This window comes from Rosenbergiella australiborealis (assembly GCF_018494035.1).
GTDB lineage: Bacteria > Pseudomonadota > Gammaproteobacteria > Enterobacterales > Enterobacteriaceae > Rosenbergiella > Rosenbergiella australiborealis.
On record NZ_JABBFO010000013.1, the window covers coordinates 1 to 16,684 of the forward strand.

At 46.3% G+C, this 16,684-nt stretch carries 16 protein-coding genes and 1 pseudogene; 3 read left to right on the forward strand and 14 right to left on the reverse strand.

The genetic code is table 11. From position 1 onward, the window contains the following. Positions 1-78: 78 nt before the first annotated feature. A pseudogene (locus HGT73_RS15090) lies at positions 79-213 on the forward strand (STM2901 family protein); the annotation flags it as partial. 14 nt (positions 214-227) lie between these two features. Continuing rightward, positions 228-554 (forward strand): DUF1493 family protein, encoded by a 327-nt coding sequence (locus tag HGT73_RS12195; protein ID WP_214215415.1) that lies wholly within the window; start codon positions 228-230, stop codon positions 552-554. A 413-nt stretch (positions 555-967) separates the two neighbouring features. On the opposite strand, the gene der is transcribed toward HGT73_RS12195, so the two are convergent. From der to ndk, 9 genes are all read right to left on the reverse strand, one after another. Beyond that, positions 968-2,452, reverse strand: a complete 1,485-nt coding sequence (der, locus tag HGT73_RS12200; RefSeq protein ID WP_214215416.1) for a ribosome biogenesis GTPase Der — start codon at positions 2,450-2,452, stop codon at positions 968-970. A 153-nt stretch (positions 2,453-2,605) separates the two neighbouring features. Further along, entirely contained in the window at positions 2,606-3,787 is a 1,182-nt protein-coding gene (gene bamB, locus HGT73_RS12205; RefSeq protein WP_214215417.1) for an outer membrane protein assembly factor BamB, read from the reverse strand. Positions 3,788-3,803: 16 nt separating this feature from the next. Further along, a complete protein-coding gene (locus tag HGT73_RS12210) occupies positions 3,804-4,427 on the reverse strand; it encodes a YfgM family protein (protein ID WP_214215418.1) in 624 nt (207 codons plus the stop codon). A gap of 41 nt (positions 4,428-4,468) precedes the next feature. Then, positions 4,469-5,749 (reverse strand): histidine--tRNA ligase, encoded by a 1,281-nt coding sequence (gene hisS, locus HGT73_RS12215; RefSeq protein ID WP_214215419.1) that lies wholly within the window; start codon positions 5,747-5,749, stop codon positions 4,469-4,471. Between the two features lie 58 nt (positions 5,750-5,807). Further along, positions 5,808-6,929 carry a flavodoxin-dependent (E)-4-hydroxy-3-methylbut-2-enyl-diphosphate synthase gene (ispG, locus tag HGT73_RS12220; protein WP_214215420.1) on the reverse strand — a complete coding sequence of 374 codons (1,122 nt, stop codon included), beginning with the start codon at positions 6,927-6,929 and terminating at the stop codon, positions 5,808-5,810. A gap of 32 nt (positions 6,930-6,961) precedes the next feature. Then, entirely contained in the window at positions 6,962-7,966 is a 1,005-nt protein-coding gene (gene rodZ / locus HGT73_RS12225; protein ID WP_214215422.1) for a cytoskeleton protein RodZ, read from the reverse strand. A 244-nt stretch (positions 7,967-8,210) separates the two neighbouring features. Further along, on the reverse strand, positions 8,211-8,660 hold the full coding sequence (locus HGT73_RS12230; RefSeq protein ID WP_214215424.1) for a tetratricopeptide repeat protein: 450 nt from the start codon (positions 8,658-8,660) through the stop codon (positions 8,211-8,213). A gap of 80 nt (positions 8,661-8,740) precedes the next feature. Next, entirely contained in the window at positions 8,741-9,910 is a 1,170-nt protein-coding gene (locus tag HGT73_RS12235; RefSeq protein ID WP_214215426.1) for a bifunctional tRNA (adenosine(37)-C2)-methyltransferase TrmG/ribosomal RNA large subunit methyltransferase RlmN, read from the reverse strand. A 149-nt stretch (positions 9,911-10,059) separates the two neighbouring features. Further along, the gene (ndk, locus tag HGT73_RS12240; RefSeq protein ID WP_214215428.1) at positions 10,060-10,491 is read right to left on the reverse strand and encodes a nucleoside-diphosphate kinase; all 432 of its coding nucleotides are present in this window, start codon (positions 10,489-10,491) and stop codon (positions 10,060-10,062) included. 275 nt (positions 10,492-10,766) lie between these two features. Here ndk and sseA point away from each other — a divergent pair, with 275 nt between their 5' ends. Then, a complete protein-coding gene (gene sseA / locus HGT73_RS12245; protein ID WP_214215430.1) occupies positions 10,767-11,609 on the forward strand; it encodes a 3-mercaptopyruvate sulfurtransferase in 843 nt (280 codons plus the stop codon). 509 nt (positions 11,610-12,118) lie between these two features. Here sseA and sseB read toward each other — a convergent pair. From sseB to hscA, 5 genes are read right to left on the reverse strand one after another with little or no spacing between them, the layout of a single operon-like run. Then, positions 12,119-12,886 (reverse strand): enhanced serine sensitivity protein SseB, encoded by a 768-nt coding sequence (sseB, locus tag HGT73_RS12250; RefSeq protein ID WP_214215432.1) that lies wholly within the window; start codon positions 12,884-12,886, stop codon positions 12,119-12,121. A 42-nt stretch (positions 12,887-12,928) separates the two neighbouring features. After that, positions 12,929-14,212 (reverse strand): aminopeptidase PepB, encoded by a 1,284-nt coding sequence (gene pepB, locus HGT73_RS12255; RefSeq protein ID WP_214215439.1) that lies wholly within the window; start codon positions 14,210-14,212, stop codon positions 12,929-12,931. Between the two features lie 15 nt (positions 14,213-14,227). Then, complete coding sequence (iscX, locus tag HGT73_RS12260) at positions 14,228-14,428, reverse strand: Fe-S cluster assembly protein IscX (RefSeq protein ID WP_214215441.1); 201 nt, start codon at positions 14,426-14,428, stop codon at positions 14,228-14,230. A 58-nt stretch (positions 14,429-14,486) separates the two neighbouring features. Beyond that, entirely contained in the window at positions 14,487-14,822 is a 336-nt protein-coding gene (gene fdx, locus HGT73_RS12265) for an ISC system 2Fe-2S type ferredoxin (protein WP_214215443.1), read from the reverse strand. A gap of 2 nt (positions 14,823-14,824) precedes the next feature. Beyond that, on the reverse strand, positions 14,825-16,675 hold the full coding sequence (hscA, locus tag HGT73_RS12270) for a Fe-S protein assembly chaperone HscA (RefSeq protein ID WP_214215445.1): 1,851 nt from the start codon (positions 16,673-16,675) through the stop codon (positions 14,825-14,827). Between the last annotated feature and the right edge of the window lie 9 nt (positions 16,676-16,684).

Here is a 16,684-nt window from a genome sequence, read left to right on the forward strand (position 1 = left end):
GGCTTCACACCAATGCAGCATATTCAACGTATTAACTGATTCTACTTATCGCCTCCGTTAAAAATGGGGGGATTACCCTTGAAACCCATGATGGTAAATAACCTTGGTAAATTTGTAGGAAGAACAATCCCAGTACTTGGATGGGTTCTACTAGCTAATGATGTTGCTACTATATTTTTTAAGGCAACCACTCGTTATAACAAGATAGCTTGAGGGGACGACAAAATATGGTAACTGATCAAGATGTATTAGACTTTTTTCGCAAAGAATTATCTCTAATGACCACCATAGCGATGGATCCTATACACCTTCAGTTAGACACACCCTTGCAAAGCTATACTGAATACGATGAATTAGGTGATGCTATAGAGAAATATGATGAAGTATTCAATGTAGATATTTCTGCCCTTAACATGGATAAATACTATCCATGTAAATTGGAATGGTTTTTCCGTAAATGGTTTACAGAAAAACCAATAAAGCAAGTGTCGAAATCACTCACTGTCCGCATGTTTGCTGAGTCAGCTAGAGCTGGAAGTTGGCTTTATGATTGATAATGGATTTACCATAATGTCGTAACTTTTGAATCAAACGTATCACCTACGATTCTTTCCTTTTTGTTCTACTTGCTGCTGAATGCTACCCATAATCCCCTTTCCAACTTCCTTTGTAATTTCGTTAGAAATTTTTCTAAATTTCGAGCATTTAACATAGAAAAAAAGAATATTATCAATCCTAGAATTATTAAAATTAGCATGAGTTTATAGCCAGCTCAGACCTCGCCAATATAATGGTGGTTTGACGCCGAATGAATCAGAAAGATTGTTTTGGAAAAACTCTAAAGCCGTGGCCAGTTTTTGTTGACCACTACAACCGGCTTATGAGCCTACACCACGATACAAATGGATAAAACAAAAAGGCCAATCAGTGTTCACTGACTGGCCTTATAAATAAACCGCCGTATTAATTAGCGCTTATTCTTCTTCATATGCGCCATTAAACGCTTACGTTTACGCTGCTGCGTCGGAGTAAGCAGGTTACGCTTGCCAGCAAACGGGTTCTCGCCCTCTTTAAACTGGATACGGATCGGCGTTCCCATCACGTTTAGCGTTCGACGGTAGTAGTTCATCAAATAACGCTTATAGGAATCAGGCAGGTCTTTAACCTGATTACCGTGGATCACCACGATCGGCGGGTTATACCCTCCGGCGTGAGCAAATTTCAGCTTCACGCGACGACCACGCACTAATGGCGGCTGGTGATCATCCTGCGCCATATGCATAATACGCGTCAACATTGCAGTATTGACACGCTTCGTTGAGCTATCATAGGCTTCGGTAATTGATTCAAACAGGTTACCCACACCGCTACCGTGTAACGCAGAAATAAAGTGCACACGCGCAAAGTCGATAAAGCCTAAACGATAATCTAACGCTTCTTTAATTTCGTCTCTCACTTCTTGTGACAGACCATCCCATTTATTCACAACGATCACTAAAGAGCGACCACTGTTAAGGATAAAACCAAGCAACGACAAGTCTTGATCAGAAATTCCTTCGCGCGCATCGATCACCAACATGACAACGTTAGCGTCTTCAATAGCCTGCAGCGTTTTAATGACCGAGAATTTCTCTACCGCATCATGAATTTTTCCGCGCTTACGGACACCCGCAGTATCGATCAGTACGTATTCACGCTCATCACGTTCCATCGGAATATAGATACTGTCACGCGTGGTACCAGGCATGTCATACACGACGACGCGGTCTTCGCCTAAGATACGGTTGGTCAGTGTTGATTTTCCGACGTTAGGACGTCCGACGATAGCCAATTTGATAGGTAACGTCGTCGGGTCAAACTCTTCTTCTTCTTCAAGTCTTTCAAGCTCTTCAGCTTCAAGATCCGCCCAATAAGCCGCGTTCTCTTCTTCTTCCGTAAGCGGAGCTTGTTCTTCTTTTTTATCCATCCACGGAAACAGTGCTGTTTCCAACAATGAACTGACGCCACGACCGTGAGAGGCTGCAATAGCGTGGATCTCACCCATGCCTAACGACCAGAAATCGCTGATCGCCGCGTCGGCATCGAGGCCATCGGTTTTATTTGCAACTAAGAAGGTTGCTTTTTCACGTGAACGTAAATGTTGTGCAATTTGCTCATCTGCCGGCATTACCCCGGCACGTGCATCAACCATAAATAACACGACATCGGCTTCTTCGATCGCTAACAGCGACTGTGCCGCCATGCGCGTTTCAACGCCTTCTTCGGTGCCATCAATCCCACCCGTATCGATACAGATGAATTCACGACCTTCTATTTCGGCTTTCCCATACTTGCGATCGCGCGTCAGACCAGGGAAGTCCGCAACCAGCGCATCACGTGTGCGAGTTAACCGATTGAATAATGTTGACTTTCCAACATTCGGGCGCCCAACAAGCGCGACCACAGGTACCATAATAAAGCCTCATGACAAAATAAATCTGCTAACCCAACTTTTATTCGCAATCACTCTTAGTCAAATAAAAGTGGCTTACCATAAAAAATAAACGGCTCCCGTATAACAGGAGCCGTGCAATATAACACACCTAAGCGAAATTACTGAGGATGTTTAACGCGAGATAGAGTAAACCTCGCCACCTTTCGCTTGAATCAGCAAATGGTCACCCGCTGCAACGGGGTCGGTTTGGAATCCTGACTTATCCACTTTTTGTTGTGCAACGAAGCGACCATCCGCAGTATTAATCCAGTGCAGATAACCTTCTCCATCACCCACCACTAAGTAACCGTTAAACAGCACAGGTGAGGTCAGGTTACGATGCAATAATTCGCTTTGACGCCAAATTGCTACGCCGCCATCAGTATTCAAAGCAATTACACGGTCGTCTTGATCGACTAAATAAATGTTACTGCCATCGACAATAATATTTTTAACACCACCGATATCTCGCTTCCAGATGATTTGCCCAGAACGCAAGTCCATCGCCGTTAAACTACCGTTGTAAGCAATCGCATAAACGACGTTATTAGCAATAATTGGCGTGGTATCGACATCACTAAGACGATCAATTTCGGTCGCACCACTCGGTTGAGAGATACGTTGTTGCCAAATAATTTGCCCTTGATTCAAAATTACCGCGCTGACCCGACCATTATCACCACCGACGATGGCGCCACCGTAAGCCACAGCAGGTGCCGACTCTCCACGTAGTGACAGTGAAGGAACATCAAGGTTAACCGACCATTTGATCACACCAGATTGCTGATCCAGCGCTTGGAGAATACCATTGCTTTGGTGGATTAATACTAAGCCATCACTGACCACAGGACGAGATATGGCTTCGCCGGTAACTTGGGTTTTCCATAACGTTTTACCGTCTGCGGCATTGAGTGCATAGACTACCCCACGCTCACTGCCAATATATAAGGTTGCGCCATCAACCGTGATGCCCCCTGATAATAACGCTGAAAGATTACTGGAGAAGAATCCCTGCTTTTCAGAAAGGTCAATCTGCCACTTCTCTTTGCCACTTGCGGCATCCAACGCTTTAACAACGCCATGACGATCGGCAGCATAGACAACGCCATCTTGCCAAGTTGGATGTAAATTGGAGTAGAAGTTACCTACGCCATCCCCCACTGAAGTGCTCCATGCAGTAGACGGTGTAAACTGATTGTGTACGATTGGTAGAGGTGCCATTTTCACAACATCCTCTTCACCACTGAACAGCGAACAACCACTTAACAGGGTGGCCGAAATTAATGCCGGCAGCAGGTATTTACGTAATTCCATGCGCTCTCTCACTGGCTTAGCTAAAATTGTTCAATTTAGTTTGCATCATCTGCTTTAACGCAGGCGATACCTCTGATTTAATCCCTTCACGCCAGGCAGCCGCTGCCCCTTGCTTATCACCTTTACTTAACAGAATATCTCCACGAATATCTGCTGCAATACCGGTCCAGTTATCTCCTTTCACGGCATCTAAGGTTTTCAGTGCTTCATCGGGGGTTTTCAACTCCGACTGAATACGAGCCAGACGTAAACGAATTACTGCTTGCAGGTTCTGATCTGAAGAGTCTTGAAGACCTAGAACTAACTGTTTTTCAGCATTAGGTAAGTCGTTCTTGTCAACAAAGGTTTTGGCTAACGTTAGAGACGCCAAAGCACCATAACTGTTCTTATCTTGCTCAACAAAACTGGCTAAAGCTTGGATCGACGCTGGATTATCGGCCTTAAGCATCGTCGTAAGTTGCTGGTAACGTTCTGATGAAGCCTGAGCATCATTTTGTTGATGATTCACCCAAAAACGCCAGCCTACCAGTGCGGCAACACCAATAACTGCACCGATCGCAAGGGCTTTTCCATTATTTGCAAAGAACTGTTTGACGACTTCTGTCTGATCGCGTTGATTGTCGTTGCTGTAAACTTCCACCGAACTTACTCCTGTATCACTCTCTACCCGCTACGCATGCTTTATTCTGCAAGAAGCGCCGCCTGTAATTCTGCCAGTACATCCTCGGTACTGACGAGTTTCTGTTCGCCACGGGCGAGGTCTTTAATGACGACTTGTCCGTTACTCACTTCATCTTCACCCAGAACGAGCGCAACTTTAGCACCATTTTTATCAGCACGGGCAAATTGCTTTTTAAAATTGCCCCCACCGAAATTGGTCATAATTTTCAAGGTAGGCGCTTGATCACGCAAGTTTTCTGCCAGTTGCATTGCTGCTGATTGGACACCTTGTCCTGATGCTATGACGTAGACATCGACTTTATTGACTGGTTCAAAATCTGCCACAACAGATTGGACTAACAAGACTAGACGCTCTAGTCCCATAGCAAAGCCAACAGCCGGTGTCGGACGACCACCAAGTTGTTCAACCAAACCATCATAGCGGCCACCCGCACAGACCGTTCCTTGTGCACCTAAACTACGGGTTACCCACTCAAAGACGGTACGGTTATAGTAATCTAAACCGCGCACAAGCCGTTGATTAACGCGATAGGCAATTCCCGCATCATCCAGCAACTGACACACCCCATCGAAATGTTCGCGGGAGTCTTGATCGAGGTAATCATGCAATTTAGGTGCATCATTTAATAACGTTTGTACTTCTGGATTTTTACTATCCAATACGCGTAGGGGATTGCTATACATACGACGCAAGCAATCCTCGTCTAATACTTCTTTATGCTGCTCAAGGAAAGCAACTAAGGCCTCGCGGTACGCCGCACGCGCATCAAGCGAACCGATAGAGTTCAGTTCCAGTTCCACATGCTCAGCAATCCCTAAAACCTTCCACCAACGGGCGGTCATCATAATCAGTTCGGCGTCGATATCCGGGCCGGTTAAGCCAAAGACTTCAGCACCTAATTGATAGAATTGGCGATAGCGTCCTTTTTGTGGACGCTCATAACGAAACATCGGCCCCATGTACCAAAGACGTTGTTCTTGATTATAGAGCAGGCCATGTTCGATCCCTGCACGGACACATCCTGCAGTGCCTTCGGGGCGTAAAGTTAAGCTCTCACCATTTCGGTCGTCAAAGGTATACATCTCTTTTTCAACCACATCGGTGACTTCACCAATGGCACGTTTAAACAATGGCGTCTGTTCAACGATAGGCAGACGAATTTCACTAAAGCCGTAACCTGCCAAGACTTGTTGTAGACACTGTTCGATGCGTTGCCATACTGCAGTATCCGCCGGCAAGTAGTCGTTCATTCCCCGGATCGCTTGAATATTTTTCGCCACGTTACAATCTCTTTATATCAAATGCTAAAAAACAGGGTATCACTGCCCTGTTGGAAAATTAAGTATCTAGATGCTGAATTGCTATTCGTGCATTTTCATCAAGCATTGAGGCTTTAGCACGAATGCGGGCTTCCAGTTGGTCTATCATATCGTCGTTATCTAAACGATCGCGTTGACGAACACCATCCTCATAAAAGCCACTTTTTTTATTACCGCCAGTGACCCCGAGTGTCGAGACCGTCGCTTCACCAGGCCCATTCACCACACAACCAATAATTGAAACATCCATTGGTGTAATAATGTCTTCAAGACGTTGTTCAAGGGCATTGACCGTACCAATAACATCGAACTCTTGGCGCGAGCAGGTTGGACATGCAATAAAGTTGATACCGCGCGAACGGATACGTAGAGATTTTAAAATATCAAAGCCGACTTTAATCTCTTCAATAGGATCAGCCGCCAAGGAGACGCGCAACGTATCCCCAATACCTTCAGATAATAAAAGTCCTAAACCAATCGCGGATTTCACAGCTCCAGCCCGTGCACCGCCCGCTTCAGTAATCCCGAGGTGTAGCGGTTGTTTAATTTGCTGAGCCAGCAAACGATAAGACTCAACGGCCAAGAAAACATCAGACGCTTTTACACTGACTTTGAATTGGTCGAAGTTCAGACGGTCTAAGTGTTCAACATGACGCAACGCTGATTCAACTAAGGCTTGCGGAGTCGGCTCACCGTATTTTTCTTGTAGATCCTTTTCCAAGGATCCCGCATTAACACCGATACGAATGGGAATATTGTAATGCCGGGCACAATCGACGACTTGGCGAATACGTTCGTTATTACCAATATTTCCGGGATTAATACGTAAACAGTCAACGCCATATTCAGCGACTTTTAGTGCAATACGATAATCAAAGTGAATATCAGCAACCAGCGGCACATTAACTTGTTGCTTGATAAGCTTAAAGGCTTCTGCCGCATCCATGGTGGGGACTGAAACCCTTACAATATCTGCGCCGACACGTTCTAATGCCTTAATCTGATTAACCGTAGCTTCAACATCTGTAGTACGGGTGTTCGTCATTGATTGTACAGCGATGGGAGCTCCATCGCCGATTGGCACCTTACCGACGTAAATACGTGTCGATTTACGACGATTAATGGGAGCCTCGTTATGCATAGCTTTTCTCCACTAGTCTCAATATTGACGCATTAAGCGCCAACATTCAGACGTGCTACCTGATTACGATGAACAAAACGGCTGAGATCCACTGGCTGACCGCGGAACTGAATCGTGACGGATGCTGGTGCGCCGATTTTCAAATGGTAAGGAAGTTTACCGGTTAGATTGAGTGATGCACCGCTATGTTGTAAGCCACTGAACAGTTTTTTACCACTCGCATCACTCACCTCTAGCCAACAATCGCTTGTAAAATGCATCATTAATGCATCTGTATTTGATGGTGATGGGGCAGCCGCTGTATTGACTGAGGCTTGAGCCGCCGGTAATGAAGTTGAAACCGCAGGCGTGTTCATCGTTGTAGACGCGGGCGCAGCGGGTGCAGCAGGCATAACTACCTGTGCTGCAGGAGGATTGTTAGCAGTCGATACCGTTGATGATGGAGCAGCAGCAGGCTGACTCCCTTGTGTCGGTTCAGGCGCCGTCTCATTAGCAGTAGGTTGAGTATCACTTTCTGCCGCTTGTTGAGAAGACGGATCCGTCGACAGTGGGATAGACTGCCCATTGCCACTATTTTCGTTATCTTGCAGAGTAACACTATTTGTTAGTTCACTTTGCGCAGCTTTATGATTCTGCCACCACCATGCAACGGTTAATCCAACAACAACAAAGATAATTAACCATGTAAAGGTCGCGAGCAAACCGTCTCGTTTTTTTCTACTACGACGGCTACTAATGGAGTAACTTTGCATCGGCGTAATTTTTGCCGGACGTATTGGTGCTTGCTGAGTGATTGCAGGCAGCAGTTCACCTTCAGGGATCTGAACGAGACGAGCATACGAACGGATATAACCGCGTAGGAATGTCGCAGCAAGCTCTGCAGGTGCTTTATCATCTTCAATATCTCGCACCGTAGAAAGCTTCAGGCAAAGCCTATCGGCAACATTTTGCTGTGTCATTCCTTTTGCTTCACGTGCATGACGTAAGCGCTCACCCGCAGATATACGGATAGTTTCTTGATTGGCTTCAGTATTCATTCGCAATATAACGTTAGTACTGTATCGAGGGTGAAAAGTTCGCGCTAACAGCTATCAGTCTTAGACATTAATGTCCAAATACTTCGTTGCGCGGCGATAAAATCATTGTTCAAACTATATCAGTTCATCGACCTGAGTATAAAGATAGTGCGTTTTGCCGAATATCACTGCTCATTTTGGCGCATTTGATCTACATCGTTCCGATCAAACAGTCACGCTATACTTATGGAACCCAGTCCATAATTCATTGAGTAGATACACTTTCTTCATTAGAAAAACAGTAGAGCCAAGGCGTATTTTCTTGTCCGCTGTTTTCTTTACCTCTTGTTTTTACATCACGTTTAAGTAAGCGTTGCGCTTCATCATACTGCCCTAAAGTACAAAGAAAAGCACCGTAATTATCACCTAGCTCAGGATTTTCTGGAGCTATCTGAAAAGCACGTTGGTAATAGGAGAGCGCCGAAGCCGTATCACCTTGCTGTTCGGCAACGCGTGCCAACCCCCACCATCCTTGTACATTCTTCGGTTGTTGTTCTGTTGCTTTGCGAAAATTACGTGCTGCATTGGCGAACTGCTTAAGTTGAAGATATTGTTCACCAAGATACACTCGTAAAGCAAAACGCTGGTCAACCTGAGGCTGGTTGTAGCAACCGACGAGTAGCCCAATCAGCACTATTACTCCCCATCTATTCACTCGCTTCTCCTGATAATCCCTGATAATTTTACAGAGGATGGCAGAACCGAAGAAGCAGTGTCTGGATTTTTGACTAAGGTCTAGATGGCTTTCACAGAAATTTGTTCACCCGCCATTTTTTTTCGTAACGTCCGTTTAGTCCGGTCAATGACATCACCCGCCAATTGACCACAAGCCGCATCAATATCGTCTCCCCGCGTTTTACGCACGATGGTGGTAAAACCATATTCCATCAGCACTTTTGAAAAACGGTCGATGCGACTATTAGAACTTCGCCCATAAGGTGCACCGGGGAAGGGATTCCAAGGAATTAAGTTAATTTTACAAGGGGTGTCCTTCAGTAATTCAGCCAATTCATGGGCATCGTCAGTGCTGTCATTGATATGATCCAACATCACATACTCAATGGTGACACGGCCTTGGTTAGCATTAGATTTACCAATGTAACGTTTCACTGCCGCTAAAAAGGCTTCAATATTGTACTTCTTATTAATCGGTACAATTTCGTCACGGACTTTGTCATTCGAGGCATGCAGTGAGATGGCCAATGCTACATCAATCACATCGCCTAACTTATCTAACGCCGGAACAACGCCTGATGTAGATAAAGTGACACGACGCTTGGATAAACCAAAACCAAAATCATCCAGCATGATTTCCATCGCAGGCACGACGTTGGTCAAATTTAATAGCGGCTCACCCATACCCATCATCACAACATTAGTGATGGGGCGTTGCCCAGTGACTTTAGCTGCACCAATAATTTTGGCAGCGCGCCAAACTTGGCCAATAATTTCTGAAACTTTCAGGTTACGGTTAAATCCCTGTTGGGCAGTTGAGCAGAATTTACACTCTAACGCACAGCCTACTTGTGAAGAAACACATAGCGTGGCACGGTCTTTCTCTGGAATGTAAACCGTTTCAACCAATTGGTCGCCAACTCGTATCGCCCACTTAATTGTACCGTCTGATGAACGCATCTCTTCGGCGACTTCAGGCGCACGGATCTCGGCCATATCACTGAGTTTTTGACGAAATTTCTTATTAATATCCGTCATCTGCTCAAAATCGTCACAACAGTAGTGGTAAATCCACTTCATAATTTGGTCAGCGCGAAACGGTTTTTCACCTAATGAGGCAACAAACTTACGCATTTCCGTACGGTTGAGATCGAGCAAATTAATTTTTGTTGCTTTAGTAGACGAAGAGTTTGGCGCGAAAATTTCTGGGGTGGTGATAGAGTCTGACATAGTAATCTCTGGCCTCGTTGTTACACGTTATGGCTCGTAAAAGGAATTTAATAGTTAAAAAAACGCACCCCCTGCGCGAAGCAAAGGGGTGCGTATTGTACATCATCTTCTAACAGATGCGAATGTACTGTGTGCGACAGGTTAAAAAATTAACGTGTACGTGGGCACACTTCTTCAGCAGAGAAGAAGTACGCGATTTCACGGGCCGCAGACTCAGCAGAGTCAGAACCGTGAGTTGCGTTTTCAGTGAAGCTGTCCGCGTAATCCGCACGCAGTGTTCCCGCTAATGCGTTATCTGGGTTAGTCGCACCCATCAGATCACGGTGACGTTGAATAGCGTTTTCGCCTTCTAATACTGATACAACAACAGGACCAGAAGTCATAAACTCGACCAAACCATCAAAAAATGGACGGCCTTTGTGCTCAGCGTAGAAGCCTTCTGCTTGCTCTTTAGTCAGTTGCAGCATTTTAGCGCCCACGATTTTGAAGCCTGCGCTTTCAAAACGGTTATAGATAGCACCAATTACATTTTTAGCAACGGCGTTTGGCTTGATGATTGAAAAAGTACGTTCGATTGTCATAGTGACCTCAGTCTGAGCTTGCAAAATACGCTATCGCCATTCTGCCACTTTGGCAGGGCGACGATAGTGAGAAACGGCGCCGATTATAGGTGGCAAAAGCCTCGTTGCCTAGGTTAATCCTTTATTTTTTATCATTTTGTACCGATTATTAGCGCTATGGTATCGGTAATGAGAACAGATAGCGCTTTACACCCTAGAGACTTAAAAGTCTCCGTGACAAATCGATTCGCCTTTGTCACTCTGTCTGTCTTGACGTTTTTCGGAGTGAACAGACTATGACGACGGAAATTTTTGTCACGCCTCAGTGGCTGATGGATCACCTTAACGATACGCAAATACAGGTGCTCGATGCACGTTTATTGCCTCCCGGACAAGAGCTTGTGCGAGACGTTGAAGCGGAATATTTAGCAGGTCACTTACCACAAGCCGTTTTTTTTAATATCGAGAAGCTCTCCGATACGAAAGCCCCCTACCCGCATATGTTACCCCGTGCCGAAAACTTTGCTGTCGCTATGCGCGAATTAGGCGTCGATCACGAAAAACATCTTATTGTCTATGATGAGGGGAATCTATTTTCGGCACCACGCGCATGGTGGATGTTACGCCACTTTGGGGTTGAAAATGTGTCAATATTAGCGGGCGGTTTACGAGCTTGGCAACAAGCTGAATTTCCGCTAGCCTCCGGTGAGACTTTCCTTGCTCCTACGCAATTTGAATCAAATATCGTCCACGATGATATCATTCCACTGACTAAAATGTTACTGCTTAGCCATGAAGGGGGGACGCAAATTATCGATGCACGAGCCACTGCACGCTTTAAGGGAGAAGTTGATGAGCCCCGTCCCGGATTACGCCGCGGCCATATTCCTAATAGTCTGAACCTTCCTTGGGATCAGTTGGTCAGTCAAGGGTGTTTGAAAGATAATGCTGACCTACGCGCAGAGTTCAGACGCGCGGGTGTCGATATTACTCAACCTGCGGTAGTAACCTGTGGGTCTGGTGTAACCGCGGTCGTGTTGCTGCTCGCCTTATATCAATTGGGACAACAAGACGTCGGGCTTTACGATGGCTCTTGGGGAGAATGGGGAAGTCGGGATGATTTACCTGTGAGGCCTTAGAATAGCTAAAGCCCCGCCGCTTAATGGCCAGTTTCTTGCTCAACTCACCTTGTGCAATATTCTTAGGCATATTTATAGCCGATAGAATCTGGCTATTGACGCTGACTACATACCGACCGTAATGGAGAGATTACAACAGATTTAATCGCTCTTTTACTCATCCCCTAAAAATGGTTAGTTTACAAAAAGTTATGTGGACTTTTTATGTTGCTAAACTTTGGATAATGTATGCTTTGCTGTGTGCGGAAAGCGGAACTAAAAATCAGATTAGAGCTAGGCAAAATCTATAAGCCTGTATCATCACGCATCGGGATAACGTTGGCGGTTGTCTTCCCGCATAGGGAAGACGTTTTACTCAACAGTTAAAAAACGCTACGGGTTTTACCTTGTGAAGCCTTCAAAAATTATTAATGAAGCGTTAGTCAGGTTATAAGACTAATACAAATTTCGCAAACAGCTTACGAAAAAAATCCCCCGATATAGTTGCCACTATCGGGGGATCAAATTATCTATAATATCCGCTGGCTGCCTTTAAAATCACGCAAAAAACTTCCCCAACGGCGTTCGTAGAACGGAGTAATGTGTGCAGTGAAAAAATGACTGATACCAGTAGGCTGGTCTGTAATTTCACACAGATCGATTAAGGCATCATCCGGTAAGGTATCGACAGCCACTTGACCTGCTTGCTGAATAATCGCGTCAATGTTTTCATCGGCTTCAATCCCTAGCAGTAAATTGGACGCTAACCCCTCCCCTTCACGTATTTCGGCCAGAAAGGCACGACGTACCGGCTTAAGTCCAGCAAAGAGTGTAGTGAGTGAGCTGACGAGCTGCGCGGGCAGTTCATCGATCGCTGAGATCAGTAACGTTTCTCCGCCTTCAATCACGCGTTGTTCAGAAAGCGCATCACCGCGATTATCCAGTAAGGCCGCAATCTCGCTGGCTGAAAACTCTTTACCTGTACGACATTTAGGATTGAGAAATAGATTATTCCCCCGAGTCAGCTCGAAGAGTATTTTCACAGGAAGCTTAACCCAAGGCTCTCCCGACTCACACACCTCACTAAGGACCTGTTCCGAGGTAAAGAAAGGAATGATGCTTTCACCATCCGCTTTCTCCCAATGCGTTAATTCAACGGTGGATTCGGCAGTCAGTGTGTGGTCAACACTACGTCCTAATACCCAAACATCGGCGTCCAGTAACGCCTGAAAAAAAGCAGGTCGATACGCAGGTTCAGTTGCTGCCTGCTCCAGCAACTTTTCCAATTCAACGGACATATTCGGCTCTCGATATCGGCAGGCTACGCGCCTGCCCGAAAATTATTTTAATAAGAGATTTGCTAAGGTACGCACACCAATACCTGTTGCGCCGGCTGACCATTGTTCGACGGCCGATTTACGATAAGTCGCCGAACAGTCGATATGCAGCCATCCCTTTTTATAGTCGGTAACAAACCACGATAAAAAGGCTGCTGCACTACTCGCTCCCGCGGTATGAGCAGGGCTTGCGATATTGTTCAGATCAGCAAAATTAGAAGGAAGATGTTGACGATGGAATTCTGCGAGCGGTAAACGCCAGAAGCTCTCACCTTCAATATCAGCACTATGAAGTAGAGACTGTGCTGCAATATCATCAAAGCTAAACAGTGCATGGTAATCGTTACCGAGTGCCGTCTTTGCCGCCCCCGTGAGCGTGGCTGCATCAATGAGCAGTTCTGGCTGCTGTGCGCTGGCATCAATCAAGCCATCGGCTAACACTAATCGACCTTCGGCATCCGTATTCATTACTTCAACGGATTTACCATTACGATAGTGAATAATATCACCAAGACGCATCGCATTACCATTTACCATGTTATCGGCACAACACAGGATCAGTTTTACCCGTTTTGTTAGCCCACGCGTAATCGCAAGTGCCAACGCACCCGTCAGGGTCGCCGCTCCCCCCATATCTGACTTCATCGAGTCCATCGGGGTGCTAGGTTTGAGGCTATATCCCCCTGTATCGAAAGTGATTCCTTTGCCGACTAAACAGGCAAAAACAGGGGCTGATTCATCGCCACTTGGGTTGTAATCAAGTGTTAATAATGCCGGTGCACGACTAGAGGCACGTCCGACAGTGTGCAAGCCTAAATAGCCTTGTTCACGCAGTTCTTCACCATTAAGAATTCGATAGTTAACGGCATTAGGTGCTACCTGATTCAGAAGATCGACAGCTGTACGCGCAAGTTCTTGAGGACCCAACTCTTCAGCGGGTTTATTGATAGTGTTACGTACCCAATCAATAATGGTTAAACGATGATCAAGCTCGCCGCGATCCGACTCAGAAAGGGTCGGCCACACGACATTACGCTGGCCTTTCGGCGAACGGAATCCCTGCCAGAACGCCCAACAGGCTTCCAAATCCCAGCCTTCACCGGCCAGTTCAACATGTCGAATTCCTTGTTGATCGAGCTTACGGGCTGCACGCTGAATCGTGGAATTTTTCTCACCATCACTAAGGTGAATTATCATTCCTTCGGAACCAGGGCTCATTAATGCCTGGGTGCCCCAACATTCTGTGGCAGGTTGTTGGCTTAAATATAACGGCATGACTGTGGTCATTACTGACTCCTAGAGTTATTCGTATTCATCAATCCAGACTAACAAAATCGCTTCTAAGATCTTTTCGTTTGATGCGGCAGGGTTATCATCAAAACCCTCTAATCCACAGATCCATGCATGCAGATCAGTAAATCGTACGGTTTTAGGATCGATATCTGGATAGCTGTCATAGAGCGCTTCACCGATCTCGCGGCTATCAGTCCATTTTATTGACATACTTATTTGCTCCATAGCAAACGGGCCAGAGGATAAGTCTGGCCCGTAGTGGAATAGATTAGTGTTCGCGCGCGTGGTTTACGGTGTAGCGAGGGAACTCAACAGTAAGATCCTCATCCGTCACACGTGCTTGGCAACTTAACCGACTTTCGGGCTCTAAACCCCAAGCTTTATCGAGCATATCGTCTTCAAGTTCAGAGCTCTCCGCTAAAGAGTCAAAACCTTCGCGTACCACACAGTGGCAAGTGGTACAGGCGCAGGATTTCTCGCAAGCGTGCTCGACATCAATTCCATTTCTCAGCGCAACATCGAGAATCGTTTCTCCCGGCGTTGCATCATAAACGCCACCATCCGGTAATAAATCGGCGTGGGGTAAAATCACTACTTTTGGCATAATTAAACCTCATCCACAGAATGTCCGGTCAACGCTTGACGAATAGATTTATCCATCCGTTGCGCGGCGAAATTCTGGGTTACTTGATCAAGTTGTTTTATTGCTTCAGCGATAGATTCGACATCATTTCCTGCGAGTGCATCACGCAAAATATTTTGTGCAGCATGAATCGCGTGTTGTTCGTTGTCACTGAGCAGCGCAGCGTCTTCTGCTAATGCGCCCGCTAAACTTTCGAGCACACGCAAACCATCGACTTTTTGTTCAGCCAGTTTACGCGCAGAGATATCATCTCGAGCATGCGTCATCGAATCGGTCAGCATCGTCGCTATTTCATTTTCAGTGAGTCCATAAGAGGGCTTCACTTGAATAGAGGCTTCAACCCCTGTCGATTTCTCCATCGCACTGACGCTCAAGAGACCATCAGCGTCGACTTGGAAAGTAACGCGTATATGCGCTCCACCAGCAGGCATCGCAGGAATACCACGTAATGCAAAGCGAGCTAGAGAACGACAGTCCTCGACCAGTTCGCGTTCACCTTGTAACACGTGAATACTCATCGCCGTTTGGCCATCTTTAAACGTCGTGAACTCTTGCGCACGCGCTACAGGAATTGTGGTATTACGTGGTATCACTTTCTCCGCCAATCCGCCCATTGTTTCAAGGCCGAGAGAGAGCGGGATGACATCCAATAACAGCATTTCATTGTCAGGCTTATTGCCCACCAGAATATCTGCTTGAATAGCCGCTCCCAATGCTACCACTTTATCGGGGTCAATCGAAGTTAACGGTTCACGACCAAAAAATTCCCCGACACGTTCACGCACAGCAGGAACACGAGTTGAACCGCCGACCATCACAACTTGAACAATATCGTCCTCGTCAATGCCTGCATCTTTTACCGTGCGGCGACATGCCATCAATGTACGTTTGATCAATGGCGCAATCAGCTGTTCAAACTGCTCACGGGTCAATATGCCTTGCCATTCACCGATCTGAACAGCCGTCTCAACGGCGTCACTCAATGCAATTTTTACTCGCGTCGCTTCATCTAAAACTTCACGCAGTAAATGAGGATCGTAAAGATCGGTGATCCCCGCCTGCTCTTGAATCCAGTGCGCCACCAGTTGGTCGAAATCATCGCCCCCTAACGCCGAGTCACCGCCCGTCGCTAACACTTCAAAGACGCCACGACTTAAGCGCAGAATCGAAATATCAAAGGTCCCACCGCCTAGATCGTAAACAGCAATTACCCCTTCTTGGCCTGAATCTAAACCATAAGCGACAGCCGCCGCCGTGGGTTCATTTAACAGACGTAGCACCTTTAATCCGGCCAGACGCGCCGCATCTTTAGTCCCCTGGCGTTGTGCATCATCAAAATACGCAGGAACAGTAATTACAACGCCTTCCAATTCTCCGCCAAGGGTATCTTGCGCACGCCTCGCGAGGGTCGCCAGAATTTCAGACGACACAGAAATAGGGTTAACCTGTCCAGCTGGGGTAGACATCAACGGCAAACCATTTTCACTCGCGTGAAAATGATAAGGCAGTTGCGGGTACCGTTGCTGAACGTCGGTCAGGGAACGACCTAAGAGGCGTTTTACCGAACTAAAGGTATGTGCAGGATCAGAGACTGCATTTTCACGCGCCGACCAGCCAACAATGATATCATCCGCCGTATAACGAACAACTGAAGGCAGAAGGTCACGCCCTTGAGTGTCGACTAAAGTATCTGTCTGACCACTACGTACCGTTGCGACCAAAGAGTGAGTGGTCCCCAAGTCAATACCGGCCGCCAAACGACGTTGGTGCGGAACAGCACTTAGGCCAGGTTCACTGATTTGCAGTAACGCCATCGTATATCC